The organism is Brevibacterium sp. SMBL_HHYL_HB1, from assembly GCF_018208375.1.
GTDB classification, from domain to species: Bacteria; Actinomycetota; Actinomycetes; order Actinomycetales; family Brevibacteriaceae; genus Brevibacterium; species Brevibacterium intestinavium.
This window is the reverse complement of record NZ_CP062936.1, coordinates 215,553-235,727: the sequence shown is the minus strand read 5'-3', so window position 1 is coordinate 235,727 and position 20,175 is coordinate 215,553. Positions and strand designations below refer to the sequence as shown.

General features: G+C 67.3%; 19 protein-coding genes. 10 read left to right on the top strand and 9 right to left on the bottom strand.

Annotated elements, in window-relative coordinates; translation table 11 throughout:
* Positions 1 to 25 precede the first annotated feature (25 nt).
* Positions 26 to 526, bottom strand: coding sequence for a hypothetical protein (locus tag IG171_RS01090; RefSeq protein WP_212129205.1), 501 nt, complete (start codon positions 524 to 526; stop codon positions 26 to 28).
* Between the two features lie 186 nt (positions 527 to 712).
* Here IG171_RS01090 and IG171_RS01085 point away from each other — a divergent pair, with 186 nt between their 5' ends.
* Positions 713 to 1,192 carry a DoxX family protein gene (locus tag IG171_RS01085; RefSeq protein WP_212129204.1) on the top strand — a complete coding sequence of 160 codons (480 nt, stop codon included), beginning with the start codon at positions 713 to 715 and terminating at the stop codon, positions 1,190 to 1,192.
* 29 nt (positions 1,193 to 1,221) lie between these two features.
* On the opposite strand, the gene IG171_RS01080 is transcribed toward IG171_RS01085, so the two are convergent.
* Positions 1,222 to 1,857 (bottom strand): TetR family transcriptional regulator C-terminal domain-containing protein, encoded by a 636-nt coding sequence (locus IG171_RS01080; protein WP_212129203.1) that lies wholly within the window; start codon positions 1,855 to 1,857, stop codon positions 1,222 to 1,224.
* 79 nt (positions 1,858 to 1,936) lie between these two features.
* Here IG171_RS01080 and IG171_RS01075 point away from each other — a divergent pair, with 79 nt between their 5' ends.
* Positions 1,937 to 2,416, top strand: coding sequence for a hypothetical protein (locus IG171_RS01075; protein WP_212129202.1), 480 nt, complete (start codon positions 1,937 to 1,939; stop codon positions 2,414 to 2,416).
* Between the two features lie 676 nt (positions 2,417 to 3,092).
* Positions 3,093 to 4,247, top strand: coding sequence for a calcium:proton antiporter (locus IG171_RS01070; protein ID WP_212129201.1), 1,155 nt, complete (start codon positions 3,093 to 3,095; stop codon positions 4,245 to 4,247).
* A gap of 66 nt (positions 4,248 to 4,313) precedes the next feature.
* On the opposite strand, the gene IG171_RS01065 is transcribed toward IG171_RS01070, so the two are convergent.
* A complete protein-coding gene (locus IG171_RS01065) occupies positions 4,314 to 5,855 on the bottom strand; it encodes an amino acid decarboxylase (protein ID WP_212129200.1) in 1,542 nt (513 codons plus the stop codon).
* A 104-nt stretch (positions 5,856 to 5,959) separates the two neighbouring features.
* Between IG171_RS01065 and IG171_RS01060 the strand changes: the two genes are divergently transcribed.
* The 4 genes from IG171_RS01060 to IG171_RS01045 all read left to right on the top strand — a co-directional run bounded on the left by IG171_RS01060 (position 5,960) and on the right by IG171_RS01045 (position 8,521).
* A complete protein-coding gene (locus tag IG171_RS01060; protein ID WP_212129198.1) occupies positions 5,960 to 6,880 on the top strand; it encodes a LysR family transcriptional regulator in 921 nt (306 codons plus the stop codon).
* A 127-nt stretch (positions 6,881 to 7,007) separates the two neighbouring features.
* Positions 7,008 to 7,670 (top strand): NAD(P)H-binding protein, encoded by a 663-nt coding sequence (locus IG171_RS01055; protein ID WP_212129197.1) that lies wholly within the window; start codon positions 7,008 to 7,010, stop codon positions 7,668 to 7,670.
* Positions 7,667 to 8,119: a MarR family transcriptional regulator gene (locus tag IG171_RS01050; RefSeq protein ID WP_212129194.1), complete on the top strand. Its 453-nt coding sequence runs from the start codon at positions 7,667 to 7,669 to the stop codon at positions 8,117 to 8,119. The genes IG171_RS01055 and IG171_RS01050 overlap by 4 nt, the downstream gene beginning before the upstream one ends.
* 54 nt (positions 8,120 to 8,173) lie before the next feature.
* The gene (locus IG171_RS01045; protein ID WP_249203908.1) at positions 8,174 to 8,521 is read left to right on the top strand and encodes a PaaI family thioesterase; all 348 of its coding nucleotides are present in this window, start codon (positions 8,174 to 8,176) and stop codon (positions 8,519 to 8,521) included.
* 25 nt (positions 8,522 to 8,546) lie between these two features.
* Here IG171_RS01045 and IG171_RS01040 read toward each other — a convergent pair whose 3' ends face one another.
* Both IG171_RS01040 and IG171_RS01035 read right to left on the bottom strand, forming a co-directional pair.
* Positions 8,547 to 10,148 (bottom strand): AMP-binding protein, encoded by a 1,602-nt coding sequence (locus IG171_RS01040; protein ID WP_212129192.1) that lies wholly within the window; start codon positions 10,146 to 10,148, stop codon positions 8,547 to 8,549.
* 63 nt (positions 10,149 to 10,211) lie between these two features.
* Complete coding sequence (locus IG171_RS01035) at positions 10,212 to 11,456, bottom strand: DUF1524 domain-containing protein (protein ID WP_212129190.1); 1,245 nt, start codon at positions 11,454 to 11,456, stop codon at positions 10,212 to 10,214.
* 247 nt (positions 11,457 to 11,703) lie between these two features.
* On the opposite strand from IG171_RS01035, the gene IG171_RS01030 reads away from it, so the two are divergent.
* Both IG171_RS01030 and IG171_RS01025 read left to right on the top strand, forming a co-directional pair.
* Positions 11,704 to 12,483 (top strand): hypothetical protein, encoded by a 780-nt coding sequence (locus IG171_RS01030; RefSeq protein ID WP_212129188.1) that lies wholly within the window; start codon positions 11,704 to 11,706, stop codon positions 12,481 to 12,483.
* 101 nt (positions 12,484 to 12,584) lie between these two features.
* On the top strand, positions 12,585 to 13,589 hold the full coding sequence (locus IG171_RS01025; RefSeq protein WP_212129186.1) for a bile acid:sodium symporter: 1,005 nt from the start codon (positions 12,585 to 12,587) through the stop codon (positions 13,587 to 13,589).
* Between the two features lie 29 nt (positions 13,590 to 13,618).
* Here the strand turns inward: IG171_RS01025 and IG171_RS01020 are convergent, their stop codons facing one another.
* From IG171_RS01020 to IG171_RS01005, 4 genes are read right to left on the bottom strand one after another with little or no spacing between them, the layout of a single operon-like run.
* The gene (locus tag IG171_RS01020; RefSeq protein ID WP_249203907.1) at positions 13,619 to 15,907 is read right to left on the bottom strand and encodes a heavy metal translocating P-type ATPase; all 2,289 of its coding nucleotides are present in this window, start codon (positions 15,905 to 15,907) and stop codon (positions 13,619 to 13,621) included.
* Positions 15,897 to 18,104, bottom strand: coding sequence for a cytochrome c oxidase assembly protein (locus IG171_RS01015; protein WP_212129184.1), 2,208 nt, complete (start codon positions 18,102 to 18,104; stop codon positions 15,897 to 15,899). Before IG171_RS01015 ends, IG171_RS01020 begins: the two co-directional genes overlap by 11 nt.
* Positions 18,105 to 18,142: 38 nt before the next feature.
* Positions 18,143 to 18,919, bottom strand: a complete 777-nt coding sequence (locus IG171_RS01010) for a M56 family metallopeptidase (RefSeq protein WP_212129182.1) — start codon at positions 18,917 to 18,919, stop codon at positions 18,143 to 18,145.
* A gap of 11 nt (positions 18,920 to 18,930) precedes the next feature.
* Complete coding sequence (locus IG171_RS01005) at positions 18,931 to 19,281, bottom strand: BlaI/MecI/CopY family transcriptional regulator (RefSeq protein WP_212129174.1); 351 nt, start codon at positions 19,279 to 19,281, stop codon at positions 18,931 to 18,933.
* Positions 19,282 to 19,488: 207 nt separating this feature from the next.
* On the opposite strand from IG171_RS01005, the gene IG171_RS01000 reads away from it, so the two are divergent.
* On the top strand, positions 19,489 to 20,175 hold the full coding sequence (locus IG171_RS01000; RefSeq protein WP_212129172.1) for a DUF5134 domain-containing protein: 687 nt from the start codon (positions 19,489 to 19,491) through the stop codon (positions 20,173 to 20,175).

The following is a 20,175-nucleotide window of genomic DNA, read 5'->3' as shown; positions in this document are numbered from 1 at the left end:
CGCTCGACGATGACTCGCCCGCTCGTCACGGGCCCGGTCGGGAGCCGTCCGAGCGGGGGCGGGCGAGGTCGCTCTTCGCCGACAGTCCGAGCAGCAGGCTGCCGACAGTGAGGATGAGCGCCCAGGCGACGCGGCGGGAGCGCTGCTCGCCGCAGACAGCGATCTGAAACGTCCTCTCGGTCTCATACCTGGCCGTCTTGGCCATACGCGTGGCACCGATGCCGACGTCGTCCGGTGTGCTCGGCTCGTACTCACGCTCTTCGAACATGCTCGCAGGATAGGACGTCGCCGGACCGAGGGCGGGCGAGCAGATGAATGGCTCTCCGTCGTAGAACCTCTGGTGGGTCCCGTGGCTGCCCAGCGTCGGCAGAACGAGCAGGAGGAAGACGACGCTCGCCCCGATCCAGGCGAGGACCCTCTTGCTCTTGTCCGCCGACTCCGGTTCGAGTCCCGTGCCCTGAAGCGACGGGGATTCCGCAGGTCGCGAGTGCCGCGGATCAGGCGGTGACTGTTCTTCTTCGGACATGCCTGCCAGTGTGGCTGCGCCGCTGTCTGGGGTCGAGGCCCCCACTCCCCTCACACCCGTGCACGCGAAATCTCCAGGCCGTCGATCGCGGCGGCGGGCCGGCCTGATCCTCGAGCCGCGTTCAGCGTCCTGTCATCTTCGGCCAAAACCGTGTAATTGCAATTTCAATCAATCACGGAGAACGCTGTGTACGCTGCAACCGGATTCCCGACCATTGCCCGCGACATCGTCACCGTCATCGCCCGGATCGGCCTCGGCGCCATCTTCATCGCCCACGGCTGGCAGAAGTTCAATGAGTGGACCGTCGCCGGAACCGCTGAATCGTTCTCGCAGATGGGTGTCCCCCTGCCCGATCTCGCAGCGCCGTTCTCCACCTTCGTCGAACTCATCGGCGGTGCGCTGCTCATCCTCGGCGCACTGACCCCGCTGGTCGGCGCCCTCTTGGCCGCGAATGTCATCGGCGCGCTCGTCATCGTCCACCTCACGCCCGTGCCGTTCGTCGATCAGGGCGGCTGGGAGCTCGTCGCGGCCCTGGCGGCCGGAGCGCTGCTCATCGCGGCCGCGGGTCCGGGCCGCCTCAGCATCGACCGTCTCCTCTTCACCGGCGGAAAGAACGCCCGCGGCAAGCGGAGCTCAGCAGCGGAGTCCGTCACAGCCGGAGCCTGAGGCCAACCGTTTCGGCAGGCGCTCCTCCCTCAGTCCGACCCGCGCCGCAGACCCTCGAGATGAGCTGCGAGCACCTCCCGGGCACGCTCGGGAGCCAGCACTTCGGGGTGCAGCGTCGAACGAAGGGTGAGCCCATCGACCAGCGCCGCCAGCAGATCGACCTCGAGTTCGAGATCGAGATCCGCGCGGAGCACGCCGCGTCTGGACATGCTCTCCACCGTTCGCGCCATCAGCTGCCGAGAACCTCTGGCGGAGGTCTCGAACACATCGGACAGTGCGGGATCCGTGCGCGCCGCCTCTTCGAAGGCCAGCCACACCACGGACTCCCGGCGCCGGATCTCATCGAGCGGAAGCAGTTCGGCCAGGAGATCGACCGTCTCCTCCTTCGCCTCATCGCGACCGAGGGCTCCGGACTCGAGCCGGGGCAACAACGATGCCAGACGGTCCTCGAGACGGGCACTGACCCGCTCCACCAGAGTCTCGAGGGCGAAGCGCACGATCCCTTCGGCGGTCGTGAAATAGTGTCTGATCGAGCCGATCGCCAGGCCGGACTCCTCGGCGATCGCGCGCAGTGAGATCTTGGCGAAACCCCGATCGGCAACGATCGCGAAGAGGGCGTCGGCGATGGCTTCGCGGCGCTGAACTGGATCGACTATCTTCGGCATGATTCTTTTATAACACATCCATGCCACATCGTGCTATCGTTCTAGCACATACATGCTATATAGCCGAAGGGGGCTTCTCATGCATCCGGCACTCATCGCCGTCATCGTCATCGCCGTCATCGTCATCGTCGTCATCCGACGCTTCCGCGGAGAACCGGTCGATGCCAAGGATCTCGCTGTGTCGCCGGTGATCCTGCTGGCGATCTCGGTCAAGGACCTGTGGGACTTCGACCACTGGACCGCGGCGAACGTCGTCTTCCTCACCGTCTCGATCGTCGTCGGGCTCGGTTTCGGCTTGCTGCGCGGAGCATCGACGGTCCTGTTCTCCCGAGAGGGAACCCTCCACCAGAGATACACCGCGAAGACACTCGTCGTCTGGGTGATCAGTCTGGCCGCCGGTGCCGGTCTGCACTTCGGTGCACAGTTCATCGGCGCCGAGGAAGCGGTCCGCCCGATGACCCTGAGCATCGGTCTGAGCCTGCTGGGTGAGGCGATCGCCTGCGGCTGGCGCGGCGTGCAGACGGGCATCCCCTTCAGCTGGCGGTCCTCAGGAGCGTAGGATGACTCAGGCAGCCGCGTCGACGACTCGGGCTCGCGGGTGACTCAGATGCTCGACCGCGAGCGCCGCCGCTGATCCGTGGCCGGCGGCTCCGATTCCAGGCACCGGATGAGCGCCGCTGCGGATCTCCCGAAGTGAAAGGGTCGGCGATCGGACGGTTCACGCACGCCCGTCGTCAAGTGCATCGAGGTCGCGGGTCGCGAACCGCAGGTGCTCCCACTCCTCCTCGAGTATCACCTGCACGCATCTGCGCACGGTCTCGCCCCCCTGACGGGTCATTCGGATTCGGACATTCCTCGTCGAGCAGCTGAGTCGTCGCGGCCGCGAGGAATGCGCGCACCTGGGCCTGACGATCGAACGTGGCGCCGCGCAGATCGGCGTCGGCAAAAACGGTGCCCGAGAGATCCTCGCCTCCAATGAACGCAACCATGACCAATTGTCACCCCAGCGCCTCGGCGCAGTCGAGGGCAACGGACTCGTGGATTTCGATGTATCCGGCCCGATCGGCACTTGCCTCCCGTATGCGGGCGCACTCCAGCCGGAACCGGCCCGACCGCTCCCGGATTTGCCGGGTTCTGCGCCTCTGGCTAGCCTGGAGACGGAAGGATCCGGCCGGGACGACCCGGTCGTGAGAGAGTCACGATGAGGACGGCCTCAAAGAGAGGAATCAGCCCTCATGACCGCCGCCCTCCGCAGCATCGTCACGCCGACTGCGATCATCCGCCTCATCCTCGGCTGGGGCACCTTCGTCGCCATCCAGCTCACCGGGCCGCTTCTCGACCCGCCGGTGCCCATGCCCCTGCTCGTCACCGCGCTCATCGTCATCATCGCGGTCATCCTCGTCTGCGCCTTCGGCGTCGTCACCGAGGCCGAGCATCTGGCCGGGCGCCTCGGCGATCCCTACGGCAGCCTCGTGCTCACCATCTCGATCTGCCTCATCGAAGTCATCCTCATCTCCGCGGTTCTGCTGGGTCCCGGCGACCATGCCACGATCGCCCGGGATTCGGTCATGGCCGTATCGATGATCATCCTCGGCGCGGTCGTCGGACTGTGCCTGCTCGTCGGCGGTCTGCGCCACGGAAGCATGGCCCACAACCGCACCGGCGCGACGAACTACCTGACGATGATCATCGCCCTCACCGCTCTCGCCTTCGCCGTGCCCGCGCTCATCGGCACGAACGGCAGCTATGAGACCTGGCAGGAGATCCCGATCGTCATCGCCACGATCGGCATCTACGCCTTCTTCCTCTACCGGCAGATGGGTCCGCAGGCCCAGGAATTCACCGAGGTCGATCCCCGCGTCGCACCCGCTCCGCACATCTCCCCCGCCGAGGAGGAGCCACGAGCTCAGGGCATCGTCGAGATCCTCTCGGTCCACCGCACCGAGATCATCCTCCGGCTGGCACTGCTCGTGACCACGGTCCTGCCGATCGTGCTGCTGTCGCACGATATGGCCTCTCTGCTCGATGACGGGTTCGGTCGCCTCGGCGCTCCTGTGGCCCTGTCCGGGGTGATCATCGCGATGATCGTCTTCCTGCCGGAGACGCTCACCTCGGTGCGGGCGGCGTGGAACGGCGAGATCCAGCGGGTGAGCAATCTGTGCCACGGGGCGCACGTGTCGACGGTGGGGCTGACCATTCCGACCGTGCTGGTCATCGGCATGATCACCGATCAGCCGATCGTGCTGGCCGAATCACCGATCAACCTGCTGCTGCTCGCCGTCATCGTGCTGGTCTCGATCACGGCGTTCGTCGGAAAGCGCGTCACCGCCGTCCACGGCGTCACCCATCTCATCGTCTTCCTCGTGTTCGGGCTCGCGATCTTCGCCTGAGGGGCCGCGGATTTCGAAACGCACTGACACGCGATGCCGGAGCCGGCCCGCAGGTCCAGCAGGATCTCAGCCCTTGAGCACCCGGTAGCTGTCGACGCTCGAGGTCACGGCTCCACGGACGGAGCCGGACGGGGAGGCGGCGACGGCGGTGAGGAAGTCGACTGCTTCGGCGGTGATCTCCTCTCCGGGCATGACGTTGGGCACTCCCGGCGGGTAGGCGGCCAGCGAGTCCGCGGAGATCCGGCCCACGGCCTCGGCGGCGGGCACGATCTCGGTGGCCGCGAAGTAGCCCTCGCGGGGGCGCACGCGCACCGGCCCGGGAGCCGGCAGCTCCGGGAAGTCCGTCTGCGCGCGGCCGGTGCTCGACTGGGCCTGGCCCTCGTCCGATTCGATGACGCCGATGAGGGTGGCGAAGACGGAGTCGACATCGGGGGTCTTGCCCGCACCGATGACGGCCACCAGCGTTGTGTCGGTCGACATCTCGAAGTAGAGGTCGTGTTCGGTCATCAGCCGGTCGCGGATCCAGTGGGCGCTGATGCCGGTGGCCGAGACGTCGATGGGCACGCGCAGCAGATCGGTCTCGGCGATGTCGGGGAAGGCGGCGAAGCCCTCGCCGATATCGGCGAAGCGCTCATCGGTCTCGAGCAGCTCGCGGAAGCGGATCGCCGTGTCGATCGAGGCGCCGATCGCATCCTCACCGGTGGCCAGGGCGCGACGGGCGATGTCGAGCGAGCCCATGAGCAGCGCCGAGGACGAGGTCGAGGCCGTCATCGTCATCGCGCGGGCGATGAGCGATTCGAGCACCTCGGCGAAGGGGCCCTTACCGAGGTGGAGCATCGCCGATTGGGTCAGCGATCCGGCGAGCTTGTGGGTGCTGGAGATGACGAGGTCGGCGCCGAGGCGGGTCGGGGACTCTGGCAGGCTCGGGTGGAACCCGAAGTGCGGACCCCAGGCGCCGTCGACGATGAGCGGTGCCCCATGGGTGTGGGCGACCTCGGCCAGGCCGCCGATGTCGGCGACGGATCCGAAGTAGCTCGGGGAGACGATGTAGACCGCCGAGGCGGGGCGACCGTCGTCCTCGGCGCGGCTGAGGGCCTTGTCGAGGGAGGCGACGGAGATGCCGTGGGCGATGCCGTTGGCGGAGTCGACCGAGGGCAGGACGTAGCTGGGGTTGAGGCCGGCGAGTACGACTCCGTCGCTGAAGCTCGAATGGGCGCTGCGCTGGGCGATGACGTTCTCGCCGAGGCCGGCGACGGCGAGCGCGACGGTGCGGTTGGCCTGGGAGGCGCCGTTGGTGAGGAACCAGGTGCGGCGGGCTCCCCAGGCATCGGCGGCCAGGGCCAGGGACTCGGCGAACGGGGAATCGTCCTCGAGGTCGATGCCCTCGAGCAGCATGGGCACATCGAGATGGATCGCTTTCTCGCCGATGAAGTCGGTCAGCAGCTCGCTGATGCCGGCGTCCGTGCCGCCGTGGCCGGGGACCATGAGTTTGGTCGAATCGCGGGCCGCCAGTGCACTCAGGGCAGCGGCATAGGGAGCCTGATCCTGATCGAGTTGGAAGCGACGGTGTCCGAGGCGGTGCGATGTGTCCAGAAGCGATTCGAGCATAGGGCCATCGTCACGGATGGAAGCGGTCGAGGGAATCCCCCAGATCTCTGGTTCGCTCCATACACTATATGGAGCGCAGTGTTCGGACGGCGTAGGATCGGGGCATGCTCGATCTTCGTCAGCTGCAGGCTCTGACCGCCGTGGCCCAGACGGGCTCGGTCGCCCGCGCGGCCAAGCAGCTGGGGTGGAGTCAGCCTTCGGTCGACTACCACCTGCGCAACCTCGACCGGCTCTGCGGCACCGCTCTGGTCGAGCGCTCGACACGAGGGTCGACGCTGACGACGGCCGGGCAGATCATGCTCGATCGGGCCCAGCGGATCCTCACCCTGTCCCAGCGGGCGCTGCACGATGTGCGCGCGCATGCGCAGAGCGGACTGACGCGGATGAAGTTCGGCACCTTCCCCACGGCCGCCTCGGCGCTGCTGCCGTCGACCGTGAAGAAGTCGAAGCTCGCCGGTCTGCACATCGACAGCACGCTCGAGGAGATCTACCAGCTCGTCGCGCATGTCAATCAGCACGACTACGATGCCGTTCTGCTCTATTCGGTGCCCGGCTACGATCTGCCCTTCACCGACACCGTGACCACGACCGAGGTGTTCCGCGAGCCGATGCACCTGGCGCTGCCGGTCTCCCACCCTCTGGCGGGCCGGGAGTCGGTCGACGTGGATACGCTGGTCAGCCTGCAGGACGAGAACTGGCTGCTCGGCGCGACCCGGGACGATCCGATCGACACCGTCGTCGTCGACGCCTTCAAGGCCGCAGGACATCAGCTGGAGGTCGAGTTCCGCACCGATGACTATTCGGTGATGCTCGGCATGATCGCCGCGGAGATGGTCGTCGGCCTCGTCCCGCTGCTGGCCTCGATGGGCCACCATCCCGGGGTCGCGCTGCTGCCGATCGAGGATCCGGCATTCTCCCGCTCCCTCCTGCTGGCCACTCCGCAGAACCCGGCCGGTTCCGAACTCGCAGCGAACACACGCATCCTCTCGGACATCGTCACCGAGTGCCTGAGCCTCATCGGCTAGGGAGCCAGGGGCGCGTTCGGCGTCTCTGCCACAGCATCCACTGCAGCAGAGTACTATGTTTTTCATACTAAAGATAGTATGATTTCCGTACTATACCGTTCGCCAACTGAGTTGCCAGGAGGTTCGGATGCGTATCAGCGTGTTCGGCGCAGCAGGTCCGACAGGGCTCTGGGTATGCAGGGAAGCCCTGAGATCTGGACATACAGTCACCGCCGTCAGTCGACGCGATGACCCGCTCCCCTTGCCTGACGACCCCGGTTTGGAATTCGCTCGCGCCGATGCCGTCAGCAACGCGGGTGTGTCCGAAGCAGTCGCAGACTCCGACGCCGTCATCTCCGCACTCGGGTCGCCCTACCGTCGCCGGGCGATCACCGTCTATTCCGAAGGAACCCGGAATATTGTCGATGCCATGCGCAGCAGTGAGCGCAGCAGCCGGCTCATCGTCGTCAGCGCCGGACTGACGTATCCGCCTCCGCCGATGAACTGGTTCGCAGATCATCTGGTCTTCCCTCTTCTGCGCGGAGTCATCGGGAGAACTCTCTACGCCGACATGCGGGCGATGGAGGAGTATCTGCAGACTGTCCGCGACATCGATTGGACCGTGGTCCGTCCCGGACGCCTGATCGACACCGATGCCGTCTCCGATTACCGCCTCGAGCCCGGCAACCCCACCCGCGGATCCACGTCTCGACCCGATCTGGCCGCCGCCATGGTCAGCCTGCTGACGAGCAATGACTATTCGCGCTCGGTCGTTGCGCCGACGACCGAGCGCAGAGGACGGAAGCGTTGAGCGAAGCAGACAGCCTCCGAGAAGCCGTTCGAGTGCTGCGCATCGAACTGCGCATCGTCAACGACAGAGTCGCGATGGCCGCCGGGCTCAATCCCCGCGACCTCGATATTCTCGACGTCATCGACCGGGACGGTCCGTGCACGCCCTCGCATCTGTCAGAGCGGACCGGCTATCACCGCGCCACCTTGACCGGGATCCTCTCGCGTCTGGTCAAAGACGGGTGGCTGGTCCGGGACAGCAACCCCGAAGACGGGCGCTCGGCCCGACTGACTCCCTCGGACCGCTTCGCTGAATTGCGGGAGTTCTATGCGCCCGTGGACGAAGCCTCGAGCGAGTTGGCGACGAGCCTGTCTTCCCACGACCGAGAGAGGCTTGCCGAGGTGCTCCACGAAGTCGCCGCCATCGCGCGACGGGCTTCATCCGACATCATGCCACCGGAGGGGCATTGAGCGCTTTGAGAATGTGCGGCAGGACGACACCGCTTCTGTAGGCTGACCTCGACGTTGAAAATCGGAACTGCGAGGAGCGATGACCATGCCGAACTCGGTGAGGACCACTACACCCCGTGGGGCGTGATCCACGGCGGTGTCTACACGTCCATCGTCGAAAGCGCCGCCAGCATCGGCGCCAGCCACGCCGTGGCCGATCGCGGGGAATTCGCCGTCGGCGTCCACAACGCCACCGACTTCCTGCGTCCGAGCACCGGCGCCCGCGTCGACGTCGAGGCCAACGCCCTGTATCAGGGTCGGACCCAGCAGCTGTGGGAGGTCATCATCACCGATTCCGCCACCGGCAAGCAGCTCTCCCGCGGTCAGCTGCGCCTGCAGAACGTGCCCCTGCCGAACGCCTGAGGCTGCCCGACGAGCCCGGCCGGGACTATCCCTGCGCCCGCTCCCGCAGCGCGTTCTTGCGGATCTTCCCGGTCGAGGTCGTCGGGAGGGCAACGACGAACTCCACGGCGCTCGGCGCCTTGTAGGAGGCGATGCGGGTCTTGACGAACGCGATGAGTCCGGCCTCGTCCACCTCGGCGCCGGGCCCCAGCACGACGTAGGCCAGCGGCCGCTGTCCCCACTTGTCATCGGGCATGCCCACGACGGCTGCCTCGGCGACGGACTCATGGGCGACGATGGCCTGCTCGACCTCGATCGTCGAGATGTTCTCACCGCCGGAGATGACGATGTCCTTGGCGCGGTCGAGGATCTGCACATAGCCGTCCGGGTGCATCACGGCGAGGTCCCCGGTGTGGAACCACCCGCCGCGGAAGGCCTCGGCAGTGGCTTCCGGGGCGCCCAGATAGCCCTTCATGACGTTGTTGCCGCGCATGATGATCTCACCCATCGTCGCCCCATCGGCCGGCACATCGGTGAGCACATCGTCGTCGCGCACTTCGACCACGCGCATGCGGTCGGCGCTGATCATGCCGATCCCCTGTCGCGACTTCAGGGCCGCGCGTTCGTCGACAGGCAGGCCGATCCATTCGGGCTGCGGTTCGCACACGGAATAGGGTCCGTAGGATTCGGTCAGCCCGTAGACGTGGATGACCTCGATGCCGAGCTCTTCGAGCAGCGCGATCGTCGTCGGCGACGGCGGGGCACCGGCGGTCGTGATCGACAGCGCACCGTCCATGGTGTGGGCCTCCTTGGCCCCGGCGATGGTGTTGAGCACGACCGGGGCGCCGGCCATACGGGTGATGTTCTCATCGTCGATGAGTCGCCAGGCCTCGGTGCCACGCACGGCCCGCAGGCACACATGCGTGCCTGACACCGCGGTCAGCGCCCAGGTCGTGCACCAGCCGTTGCAATGGAACATCGGCAGCGTCCACAGGTAGCGGGTGCGCGGGGCGAAGTCCTGAGTGATGACTTCGCCCAGCGAATTGAGGTAGGCGCCGCGATGGGTGTACATCACGCCCTTCGGCCGGCCGGTGGTGCCCGAGGTGTAGTTGACGGTGATCGTCGCGGTCTCATCCTCGACTTCCCAGGCCCGCGGGTTCTCCGGCGCCGAGGCGGTCCATTCGGCATAGGCTTCGACCCGACCGTCCGTGGGGTTCAGTTCGCCCGGCGCTCCGTCTTCGTCCGGGTGGACGACGATGGCCTCGACCCCGCTCGCTGCGCCGGCGTCGACGACCGGTTGGAGGAGGCCCGCATCACCGAAGAGGAACTTCACCTGACTGTGGCCGAGGATGTAGTCGATCTCGGGTGGGGCCAGGCGCGTGTTGAGCATGACGAGCACACCGCCGGCCAGCGGCACCGCGTAGTGGGCGATGAGCGCCTCGGCGCTGTTCGGCGCGAGCACGGCGACGGTGTCACCGTCGGACAGTCCGCGGCGTTTGAGCCCTTCGGACAGGCGCTGGACGGTGTCGGCCATCTGCCGGTAGGTGAAGCGCCGGGGACCGTCGATGATCGCTTCCCGCTCGGGGTGGGCTTCGAGCGACCTCTCGAGGAAGCGCAGAGGCGTCAGGGCGGTGTCCAATCCGGACATGATCAGTCTCCTCATCGTCGGCGACACAGGCTGAGGCTCTGACCGCTTCGAAGAGAGGAAGCCTCAGAGCCGTGGGTCAGGAATCAGATTACCGAACAGTTGAGATCCAGAACACACCGGGATCCATCGGGCAGGCCAGCAGCCCGGCGCTGAGTCGGCTACTCGCAGCCGATGCCGTCGCCGTCGCGATCGAGGTGAGCCGTACCCCGGGTCGCCCACGCGCACCGGTGCGGCACCGGCCTCACGCGCGGCGGTGCAGTTCTTGTAATGCGTCGACCCGTTCGAGGACCCGGAGGAGCCGGAGCCGGTCGAACCCTTCGAACCCGACGACTCGGAGGAGCCCTCGGGCTTCGCCGGCTTCTTCGTCTCCTGCGCGGTCGTGACGTTGTCGCCGTCGCCGGGGGCGGGCCAGGATGAGTCTTCGGAGAATGCCGGCTGCTCGTCGCAGTCGGTGAGCACGCGCTCCATCGCGGTCTTCTCCGCCTCGACGACCCAGAGTCCGTACTTGTGTTTGACCGCGATCTGGCGGGCGACGTATTCGCAGCGGTAGCTCTTGTTCGGCGGCAGCCAGGTCGCGGCGTCCCCATCGCCCTTCTGACGGTTGAGGTTCGAGCTCACCGCGAGCAGGTTGAGCGGATCGTTGCCGAACTCCTTGAGGGTGTTCTCGTCGAAGTCCGCCGCCCCGGTCTGCCACGCGTTCGAGCGGGCGACGATGTGGTCGATGTCGATGTTGTTCGGGGACCGATCGAAGGCGAAGGTCTCACCCTTGTAGTCATCGGCCAGATCCCCGGCGATGACGACGCAGCCTTTGGTTCCGGCCTTGAGCGTGATGTTCTTCAGATCGCGTCGGAGCACATCGTTGCGGGTGTCGCAGCCGTTGTGGTCGGCGTCCGAACGCCATCTGAACAGGTCCGGGTCGTAACCGGTCTTCGGCGCCCGGCCCTTGATGGTGAGTTCGTCGAGCATCGCCAGCGCTGTGCCCGGCGTCGAGCTGCCCGCCCGACCCACCTCCGAACTGTCGTCCTCGCCGCCTTCGCTGCTGTCTTCGCTGTCCTCCGCGGCCGCCTCGGCGTCTTCGTCGTCCTCGGCGTCGTCGTCGTCGGAACCGGAGTTCCGGTTCTCCTGCGGTGTCGGGTCCTCCTCGGTCGACCACGCGGAGTCATCGGACGTCGCATTCGCGTCGCCGGCCTCGGCGCATCCGGCCACAAGGGCGATGGTCAGCAGACTGATGAGCGCGAGGAGAACGCGAGAGGACAGGCGCGCCGAAACACGCCTCGAGGCAGGGTCGGAGGAGGAAGATGAGGACATCGGGATCCCGTCGTGGTACTCGGAGCCGGGCGGCAGGTGGAGTCGGAATGTGGTCGTGGACCGAGTGCGGCCCAGATGCCGATGCCCGCTCCACTTCGGCGATCATATTCCTCCGCCTCCCCGGCGTAACCGACGACGCGGGCAAAGTGACCGATTCGTTACGGGACCGATCCGGTCGTGGCCGTCACCGAGGCGAAGGGGCATGATGGAAGGAGATGATGAGCAGCCTCGGCGAGGAGGACGGACCATGCGACACGATGAGGAGCGTCCGCGGACCAGCGGTTTCCTCTCCCGCGGAACCATGCCCGGGCACTGGACGCAGGTGCTCGCGGAGATGCGGACGAACGCGTTCACTCACCTCCGCCTCGATGAGATCCGCGCCGAGGCGGCCCACCTGCTCATCGTCGTCCCCTCCCCCGCCGTGGCCGAAGCATGCTTCGGCCAGCTGCTGGCCGAGTTCGCGGACCCGTCCGGTGCGCCGGGTGTCTCTGGTGCGGGGGCGACTGCCGAGGCTGCTTCTCTCCAGGGGGCTTCCGTCGAGGCGTCTTCTGTCGGGACTCCTTCCGTCGACGTCATCGGGCCCGAAGAGCTCGTGGCCGAGCGCGTCCCCGCGGGGACGTGGGTGTTCCTGCCGCATCGGCAGGACGGGTGGACCGAACTCGAGGAGACCTCGGAGCGGTTGCGCAGGGGGCTGGTCAGGGACAACTCCACCCGGGAAGTCGGCGAGAGGCTCACGCTGATCGAGTACGGAGTCAACCTGTGGACGTGGGCCGAGCCGCCTTCGAGCGGCGGCGATCCCGTCTGCCATGCCGGCGAGCTGATCAGCTGGGAGAGCGCCTGGGCGCTGGGGCTGCCGGGCGAGCCCGGTGAAGCGTGGGACGGTGAGGCCTCCAGCGGTGAGGCCTCGGCCGGCGACAGCGGCCCGGCCGGCGAGGCCTCGGCCGGCGACAGCGGCCCGGCCTCTGCTCGTCCGCCGATCTACTTCGGACTGCCTCCGGTGCTGCGGACCCGGCGCTGGAACAGCTGAACCCGGCTGCTCACCGAGGGGCCAGCGAGGCCTGCCGGCGTGGACGCGGACTGTCATAGGATGGGCATCGTCTCCGGACGATCGGACAGGAGTGGACCTGCATGCAATCTGCTGTGGCGTGGATGGACCGACATCAGGTTCCGCTCTACCTCGCGGGCCTGATCCTCGGCGGTCTTGTCGGCCTCCTCGCTCCCTCGGCGGCGCACCCGGCCGCGGTCGCGATTCATCCGGTGCTGGCTCTGCTGCTGTATGTCACATTCCTCGGCGTCCCGTTCTCCCGCATCGGAAGCGCCTTCGCCGACTGGAGATTCCTCACCACGATCCTCATCGTGAACTTCGCCGTCGTCCCCGTCGTCGTCTGGGCGCTGGCCCGGATCGTCGCCCACGACGAGGTGCTCCTGGTCGGAGTGCTGTTCGTCCTGCTCACTCCGTGCATCGATTATGTCATCGTCTTCGCCGGTCTCGCCGGTGGCGACGAGAGGCGTCTGCTCGCGGCCTCACCGCTGCTCATGGTCGCTCAGATGCTGCTGCTTCCCGTCTGTCTGTGGCTCTTCGTCGGTTCCGAGTTCGTCGCCTCCGTCGAATACGCACCGTTCGTCGAGGCCTTCGCACTCATCATCGTCCTTCCCCTCGCGGCTGCGGCACTGACCCAGTTCGCGGCGGATCGCACCCGCCGGGCGCAGGTCTGGGAAGGGGCGGCATCGGCCGCGATGGTTCCGCTCGTGGTCATCACGCTCGGCGTGGTCGTGGCTTCCCAGATCGCCGAGGTGAGCGCACAGTTGGGGTCGCTGATGCTGACCGTTCCCGTCTACGGTCTCTTCGCCGTCATCATGGTCGTCATCGGCATGGTCTCCGCACGGGTCGCCGGTTTGGATGTTCCCGGCCGGCGGGCCGTCGTCTTCAGCGGGGTGACTCGCAATTCGCTCGTCGTCCTGCCGCTGGTCCTCGCCCTGCCAGCGAGCTTCGCCCTGGCCCCGCTCGTCGTGGTCACCCAGACGCTCGTCGAGCTGGTGGCCATGGTCGTCCTCGTCCGTCTCGTTCCGCGGCTCCTCCCGGATTCCGGCGCGGCCGCACCGTCCCGGCTGCCGACGCGCTCGACCGAATGACCGAGTGACAATCGGAGCGACTCACCCGTTCAGGGGTGCAGCTTCACCCGCTGCAGACGCAGACTGTTGTAGACGACGAACACCGAGGACATCGCCATCGCGGCGGCCGAGATCAGCGGGTTGAGCAGGCCGAACATCGCGATCGGGATCGCCAGGACGTTGTAGCCGAACGCCCACACGAGGTTGCCGCGGATGGTGCCCAGCGTCTTGCGGGAGAGCATGATCGATTCGGCGATGGCGCCGAGGTCGTCGCGGACGATGATGATGTCGGCCGACTTCATCGCGATGTCCGAACCGGTGACCACGGCGATGCCGAGATCGGCTGCGGCCAGCGCCGAGGCGTCGTTGATGCCGTCTCCGACCATCGCCACTCGGTGACCGTCCTCCTGCAGGGAGGTCACGACCGCGGCCTTGTCGCCCGGAAGGACCTCGGAGATGACCTCTTCGGTGCCGATCCTCTCGGCGATGACACCGGCGGGAGCCGAGCTGTCACCGGTCAGCAGAACGGTGCGCAGCCCCAGGGCCCGCAGCCGCTCCACACTGGCGATGGCGCCGGGCTTGATGTCGTCGCTGAGGGCGAATCCGGCGATCGGAGTCCCATCGTCGATGACGACTGCGACGGTGCGCTGCGCCTGCGCCTGGGCACTCGTCCAGTCGGCGAGCTCCGAACCCAGATCGGCCTGCTCAGCGGCAGCGGAGACGCTGATGACCTTGAGCGAATGCCCATCGACCACGCCTTCGACCCCGACCCCGGGCAGCACGGTCACGTCCGTGACCGCGGCGGCGGTGCCGGCGCTGGCCGCCCCCGCCTCGGCGAGTGATCGGAGGTGATCGAGGATGCCGCGGGCGACCGGATGCTCCGACCGCGTTTCGAGGGCGGCGATCCTCTCCAGCAGCTGACTGCGGTCCGTTTCGGGCAGCCACGACCCCGCGACCTGCAGGGTTCCTGTGGTCACGGTGCCGGTCTTGTCGAGCAGCACCGTGTCGATCCGGCCGCTGGCCTCGAGCGCGGTGTGGCCCTTGACGAGGATGCCCGAGCGGGCGCCCCGGCCGATGCCGACCATGAGTGCGGTCGGGGTGGCCAGACCGAGCGCACAGGGGCAGGCGATGATGAGCACGGAGATGCCGACCCCGATCGCCCGCGATGGTGAGTGCCCCAGCGGCAGCAGCCACACGAGCAGGGTGACGAAGGCGAGGACGAGGACGACCGGGACGAAGACCGCGGTGATCCGGTCGACGAGGCTCTCGACCAGGGCCTTCTGCGACTGCGCCTTCTCCGCCATCGTCGCGATCTGCGCCAGCTGGGTGTCGGCGCCGACGGCCTCGGCGCCGATCGTGATCTGCCCGTTGGTCGCGAACGAACCGCCGACGGCGCGATCGCCGGCGGCCACGGGCACAGGCACCGGTTCGCCGGTGAGGCTGCTGGTGTCGAGTTCGGCGGTGCCGTCGACGATCGTGCCGTCGACGGGCACGGTCTCGCCCGGGCGGACGAGGACGATGTCGCCGGGGCGGACCGATTCGATGGGGGTGTCGACGAAGGCTCCGTTCTCACCGCGGACGCGGGCGGTCTTCGGGGCCAGATCGCTGAGCGCGGCCAGCAGGTCCCCGGCTTTGCGCCGTGACCGGGTCTCGAAGTACCGGCCGGCCAGTTGGAACGTCGTCACTCCGGCGGCCACGTCGAGGTAGAGGGCATCGGCGCCGTCGGGCACGACCCCGAGTCCCAGCCAGGCATCGGGTCCGCTGAAGCCGAAGGCCGCGGTCACCACCGCCCAGCCGAAGGCGGCGATGATGCCCAGGGACACCAGGGTGTCCATGTTCGTCGTGCGGTTGACCAGGTTCTTCCACGCTGAGCGGTGGAACGGCCAGGCGGCCCACGTCACGATCGGCAGGGCCACGAGGACGCAGACCCATTCCCAGCCGGGGAACCGCCACGCCTCGACCAGCGCGAGCGCGATGGTGGCGTCCATGAGCGGCACGGTGAGGACGGTGGCGAGGATGAGGCGTCGGCGCAGGGAGCTCAGCCGCACCTCGGCGGCGCGTTGGGACCAGGCATCGTCGCCGGGTCTGTGGACCTGTGCCCCGTAACCGGCCTTCTTCACCGCGGCCAGGGCCACCTCGGGGTCGTCGAGGCCGGTGACGCGAGCGCGTTCGGTCGCGAAGTTCACCCACGCGGTGGCTCCGTCGATGCGGTTCAACGACTTCTCGACCCGACGGGCGCAGGCGGTGCACGTCATCCCGGTGATGTCGATATCGACCCCGCCGGTCAGTCCCGTCGACTGCGCCGAGCTGTCCTCACGGACCGTGCTGTCACTGCTCACGTTCGTTCGTTCCTTCCTGCGCCGCGCTGCTCGCGGCCGAGTTCGCGCTTCCTGCGGGCGTGTTCGCGGCCGTCTCCGGCCCTGCCTCGGCGGAGGAGTCCGCGCTGCTCGCGACCGAATCCGCGGCCGCGTCCGACTCGCTGTCGGCAGCGACGACCCCGTCTCGTTCGGCCAGCTTGCGCAGCATGTCGTTGTAGGCCGAGAACTCATCGCTGAGGCCCGCGTCCTCGTGGCGGTCGAAGCGCCGGGCGTCCCGCTTGTCCTGTTTCGTCCACTGGACGGCTAAGACGATGACCACACCCAGCAGGGGCAGTTCTCCTCCGGCCCAGGCGATGCCGCCGGCGAAGTACTGTTCGGCGGCGATGTCGAGCCAGGGCAGATCGAGGGTGCGATAGAAGTTCTGCGCCACCGGAGTGTTCGTCATCATCAGGACGATGCCGAAGAACGCGTGGAAGGGCATGGCGGCGATGACATAGCCGAGCCGACCGATGTGCGGCAGTTCGATCGGCAGCTTGTCGACGCCGACGACTAGCGAGAAGAACATGTAGCCGACGATGATGAAGTGCACGTTCATCAGCTGATGGCCCCAGTGGTACCGGATGATCTCGCCGAACAGCGGCGTGAGATAGAGGGCGTAGTACGAGGCGACGTAGACGACGAACACGAACAGCGGGTGGAGCAGCATACGCAGCCCCTTCCAGGCGATGAGCTGGTTGACCCGAGCGTGGATCTGCCGCCCGAGGCGGCCGGTGCCGGTGGTCGCTCGCAGCAGGAGCGTGATCGGCCCGCCTCCGACGAGCAAGGACGGGATGAGCATATTCAGCGTCATATGCACGATCATGTGGATGCCGAAGTCGGCCGGGGAATACTTGCCCAGGCCCGAGCTCATCAGCACGATGGTGATGATCCACCCCGTCATCCAGCAGATCGTCCGGATCACCGGCCAGGAGTCGCCTCGGCGGCGGAGCCTGAGCACACCGAAGCCGTAGGCGGTCATGGCGGCGACCGCGACCGAGGTGAGCAGGAGGTTGATCCGCCAGTGCGTGAGCAGGACGATCGGATCGGGGGCGGCCTCGACGGTGTAGCCGAGGAACACGGCCACGGTGCTGTTGGGCGCGAAGTAGTTCGGAGAGGGCACGAGCACCATGGACGCCGTCATCGCCGCCCAGACCGTGACCCCGACGAGCACGCCGACCCGCGCCGCACCGGTCCGTGCCGATCCCGACCGCGCCGAGGCGGGGCTCGCATCCCCGTGATGCGCACCGTTCCGCACTTTCGCCGGGGCGGCCGCGACCAGGGCGATGACGATGACGGCCAGGGCCGCCCAGCGGGTGAGCAGCTGCCAGCCTGTCGTCGAGTCGAGCAGCGGAGTCCCGGCGAGTTTGAACACCGAGATCACCACGTCGGCGCAGGCGATGACGATGATTCCCACCCACATCAGCTTGGACCGGGCCATTCGGCCGAGGGCCCCGCAATGCGGGTGGACGAGTTCGAGGAGCACCCCGGCGGCCAGAAGCCCGAGCACCACTGTCGCCAGCGGAGTCTGGATGATCGCCGCGTCTTCGCCCAGATCGTGGTTGGGTCCGACGAGAACCTGGGAGATGACGACCGGGGCGAGGATGGCGACCATGCCGATCCACAGGCTCACCGCATGGGCGGCCCAGGACTCGGCGAGGAGGGACACGGCGAAGACGATGAACGCCGCGACGGTGACGATGAGCCAGGCGGCCGGATAGAAGGTCCCGGTCAGGGCGAAGCCCATCTGTCCCGGATCGTTGAGTGCCGCCAGCGTCATCCCGTTGGTGTTGAGTCCGTCGACGACGGTGAGCAGCAGCGCCGCAGTCGCCCAGATCGCGCTGAAGGCCCGCAGCAGTCCGCGCGCCGTCATGCTGGTCCGCGACCACCCCGGCCGGGTGGTGCGGGAGGTGAACATGAGCACGACGGCGAGCATGCCCAAGGACAGCACGGAGAAGACCTCGTGCACGGACCGCAGCACCGCGACGAGGACGACGACCGCGGAGCCCGGGAACCCCCGTGCGATCGAGGTGTAGACCTCGGGGCCGGCGAGGATCCCGGTGATGATCGCGACAGTCGCGGCGATAACTGAGATCGTGAGCACTGCTGCGGCTGCAGGTGCTTTGGCTGTGTCGGTTCCGCTGGCCGGTTCGCCGCGAACTGCCGTCGTCGTGTCCACCATATTACGAAACAGTGTAGTAGATGTGGCTCGAGCGCGATTCAGCCGGTTCCCAGGTGCATGCGCCGCAGCCGCAGCGACCGCAGGCGCAGCGAGGCATCGCCGCTGAAACCGCTGATGGTCTCGAGGGCACCTCTGACCGTGGCCGCCGATGTCGCCTGCACCGCATCGTCATCGGCGATCATCTCGACCAGGGTGAGCACATTGGCCCGGAACCGCTGGGACACGGGCAGTCGCCGAGGCAGACTGGCGGAGTTGACCGCCGCGACCCGGAGGACGAGATTGTGCCGTCGCAGCACATGCGATTTCTCATGGGCGATGATCGCCGCGCATTCGTCATCGCTGAGGACACGGCGCATGCCCGTGCTCAGGTAGATCTCGGGCGGTCGGCCCGCCAGCGAGCAGGCGCGGGGGTCGTCATCGTCGACGGTGACGATGCGAAACGGCGCATCGATGTACCAGTCCGTCCACCTCGAGCGCAGGACTTGGGCTTCGGCCTTGAGCCGACGTCCGAAGTCGTCCGATGCGCTGAGCACGAGAGCGAGCACGATTCCGGCCGCGGAGAGGGCCACCCAACCGGCGATCCACGGAACCAGCGCCTGTGAGCCGGCGCCTGTGCTCTCAGCGTCGAGGGCGCCGGCGATGAGCGCGATGACGGCGGCGGCGCTGAGCAGCAGGCCGCCGATCAGCGCGGCCAGCCAGGCCTTGAGCGCCAGGCTCGGCCGTCGGGACTGCCAGTTCCCGTAGGAGAGGACGACCGGTGAGAAGAAGAAGACAGCGGCAGCCGCAACGAGGAGAGCGATCGCCGTGACGAGCATGCCGGTCCGGATCAGTCGCGGACGAAGGAGCGCAGGACTTCGATCTCGTCATCATCCAGCGAGCCGATGAACGACATCAGCACCTCACGGGAGTCGGTCGAGTCGCGCAGCGTCTGCGACATCCGAGAAGCCGCGGTCGCGGCCTGAGAGCGCACCGGGCTGATCATCAGCGACCGTGAGACCCGCTCACGGGTGATCAGACCCTTGTCTTCCATCCGGGTCAGGACCGTCATCATCGTCGTGTACGCAGGCTTCGGCGCGGACACAGCGGACTGCAGCTCAGCGACCGCCATGGGTTCGCCGCGCTCCCACAGTGCTGTGAGAACTGCGTTCTCCAGTTCGCCGTTGTTCCTGCGCTTCATCTTCCGCTCTCGCTCGTCGGTATGTCGTATCACAGAGGATACCCGGTCGGCCTGACGATCGGCACACCTCCCACCCGGGACCCGCCTCGCACCGCTGAACCGCTCAGACGCGCGACGGCGCCCCCGCGACGCACCGCAGGAGCCGCCGCGACGCACTTCGCGAGCTGCCGTTATGCATCACACTACTACAACGTGTAGTATTCCGGGATGATCTCGTTTCCCTGGTCCCTCATTCTGACAGCGACCTTCGCATTCACCGGACTCGTCTGCCTCATCCACGTCCTCAGACACTGGAACGAGACTCGGAGTCCGACACGTCCGGACGTCGGCGCGGCCCGGATGGATCTGATCGTGCACTCCAACCACCTCGTGATGAGCATCGGCATGATCGCCATGGTCTGGGTCAGCACGGGAACGATCGCCACATGGGGGCAGGTCGCATTCTTCGCCGTCCTCACCGTGGTCATGATCATCGGAGGGGTCGGACTCAGGGGACGGACACCGAGGATCAGCCTCGCCTCACACATCGTGCTCAATGCCGCAATGGTGTGGATGCTCCTGGCGATGCCTCTCCTGATGGCCCACCCCATGGACGATGGCGCGCACGGCGATGCGGGCGGCGAAGGGCACGCCGGCCACCACGGCGACCACGCCCACTCCGGCGACCACGCCCACCACGGCGACCACGCCCACTCCGGCGGATCCGATATGGCACAGGCGATGGCCCAGACCCCCGACTGGGCGACGGCCGTCAACTGGGTCGCGATCGCCCTGTCCGCACTCGCCGCAGTCTGGTGGCTGCTCCTGCTCGTGCGCTCGCGCCGGATCGGCATCCACACACTCTGCCATGCCGTCATGGGCCTCGGCATGGCGGGCATGCTCGCGCTCATGTGA

Coding starts and splice junctions, on each gene's coding strand:
- IG171_RS01090 (WP_212129205.1), bottom strand. CDS start 526: ATGTCCGAAGAAGAACAGTCACCGCCTGATCCGCGGCACTCGCGACCT.
- IG171_RS01080 (WP_212129203.1), bottom strand. CDS start 1,857: ATGCCGAAGATAGTCGATCCAGTTCAGCGCCGCGAAGCCATCGCCGAC.
- IG171_RS01075 (WP_212129202.1), top strand. CDS start 1,937: ATGCATCCGGCACTCATCGCCGTCATCGTCATCGCCGTCATCGTCATC.
- IG171_RS01070 (WP_212129201.1), top strand. CDS start 3,093: ATGACCGCCGCCCTCCGCAGCATCGTCACGCCGACTGCGATCATCCGC.
- IG171_RS01065 (WP_212129200.1), bottom strand. CDS start 5,855: ATGCTCGAATCGCTTCTGGACACATCGCACCGCCTCGGACACCGTCGC.
- IG171_RS01060 (WP_212129198.1), top strand. CDS start 5,960: ATGCTCGATCTTCGTCAGCTGCAGGCTCTGACCGCCGTGGCCCAGACG.
- IG171_RS01055 (WP_212129197.1), top strand. CDS start 7,008: ATGCGTATCAGCGTGTTCGGCGCAGCAGGTCCGACAGGGCTCTGGGTA.
- IG171_RS01040 (WP_212129192.1), bottom strand. CDS start 10,148: ATGTCCGGATTGGACACCGCCCTGACGCCTCTGCGCTTCCTCGAGAGG.
- IG171_RS01035 (WP_212129190.1), bottom strand. CDS start 11,456: ATGTCCTCATCTTCCTCCTCCGACCCTGCCTCGAGGCGTGTTTCGGCG.
- IG171_RS01030 (WP_212129188.1), top strand. CDS start 11,704: ATGCGACACGATGAGGAGCGTCCGCGGACCAGCGGTTTCCTCTCCCGC.
- IG171_RS01025 (WP_212129186.1), top strand. CDS start 12,585: ATGCAATCTGCTGTGGCGTGGATGGACCGACATCAGGTTCCGCTCTAC.
- IG171_RS01015 (WP_212129184.1), bottom strand. CDS start 18,104: ATGGTGGACACGACGACGGCAGTTCGCGGCGAACCGGCCAGCGGAACC.
- IG171_RS01010 (WP_212129182.1), bottom strand. CDS start 18,919: ATGCTCGTCACGGCGATCGCTCTCCTCGTTGCGGCTGCCGCTGTCTTC.
- IG171_RS01005 (WP_212129174.1), bottom strand. CDS start 19,281: ATGAAGCGCAGGAACAACGGCGAACTGGAGAACGCAGTTCTCACAGCA.
- IG171_RS01000 (WP_212129172.1), top strand. CDS start 19,489: ATGATCTCGTTTCCCTGGTCCCTCATTCTGACAGCGACCTTCGCATTC.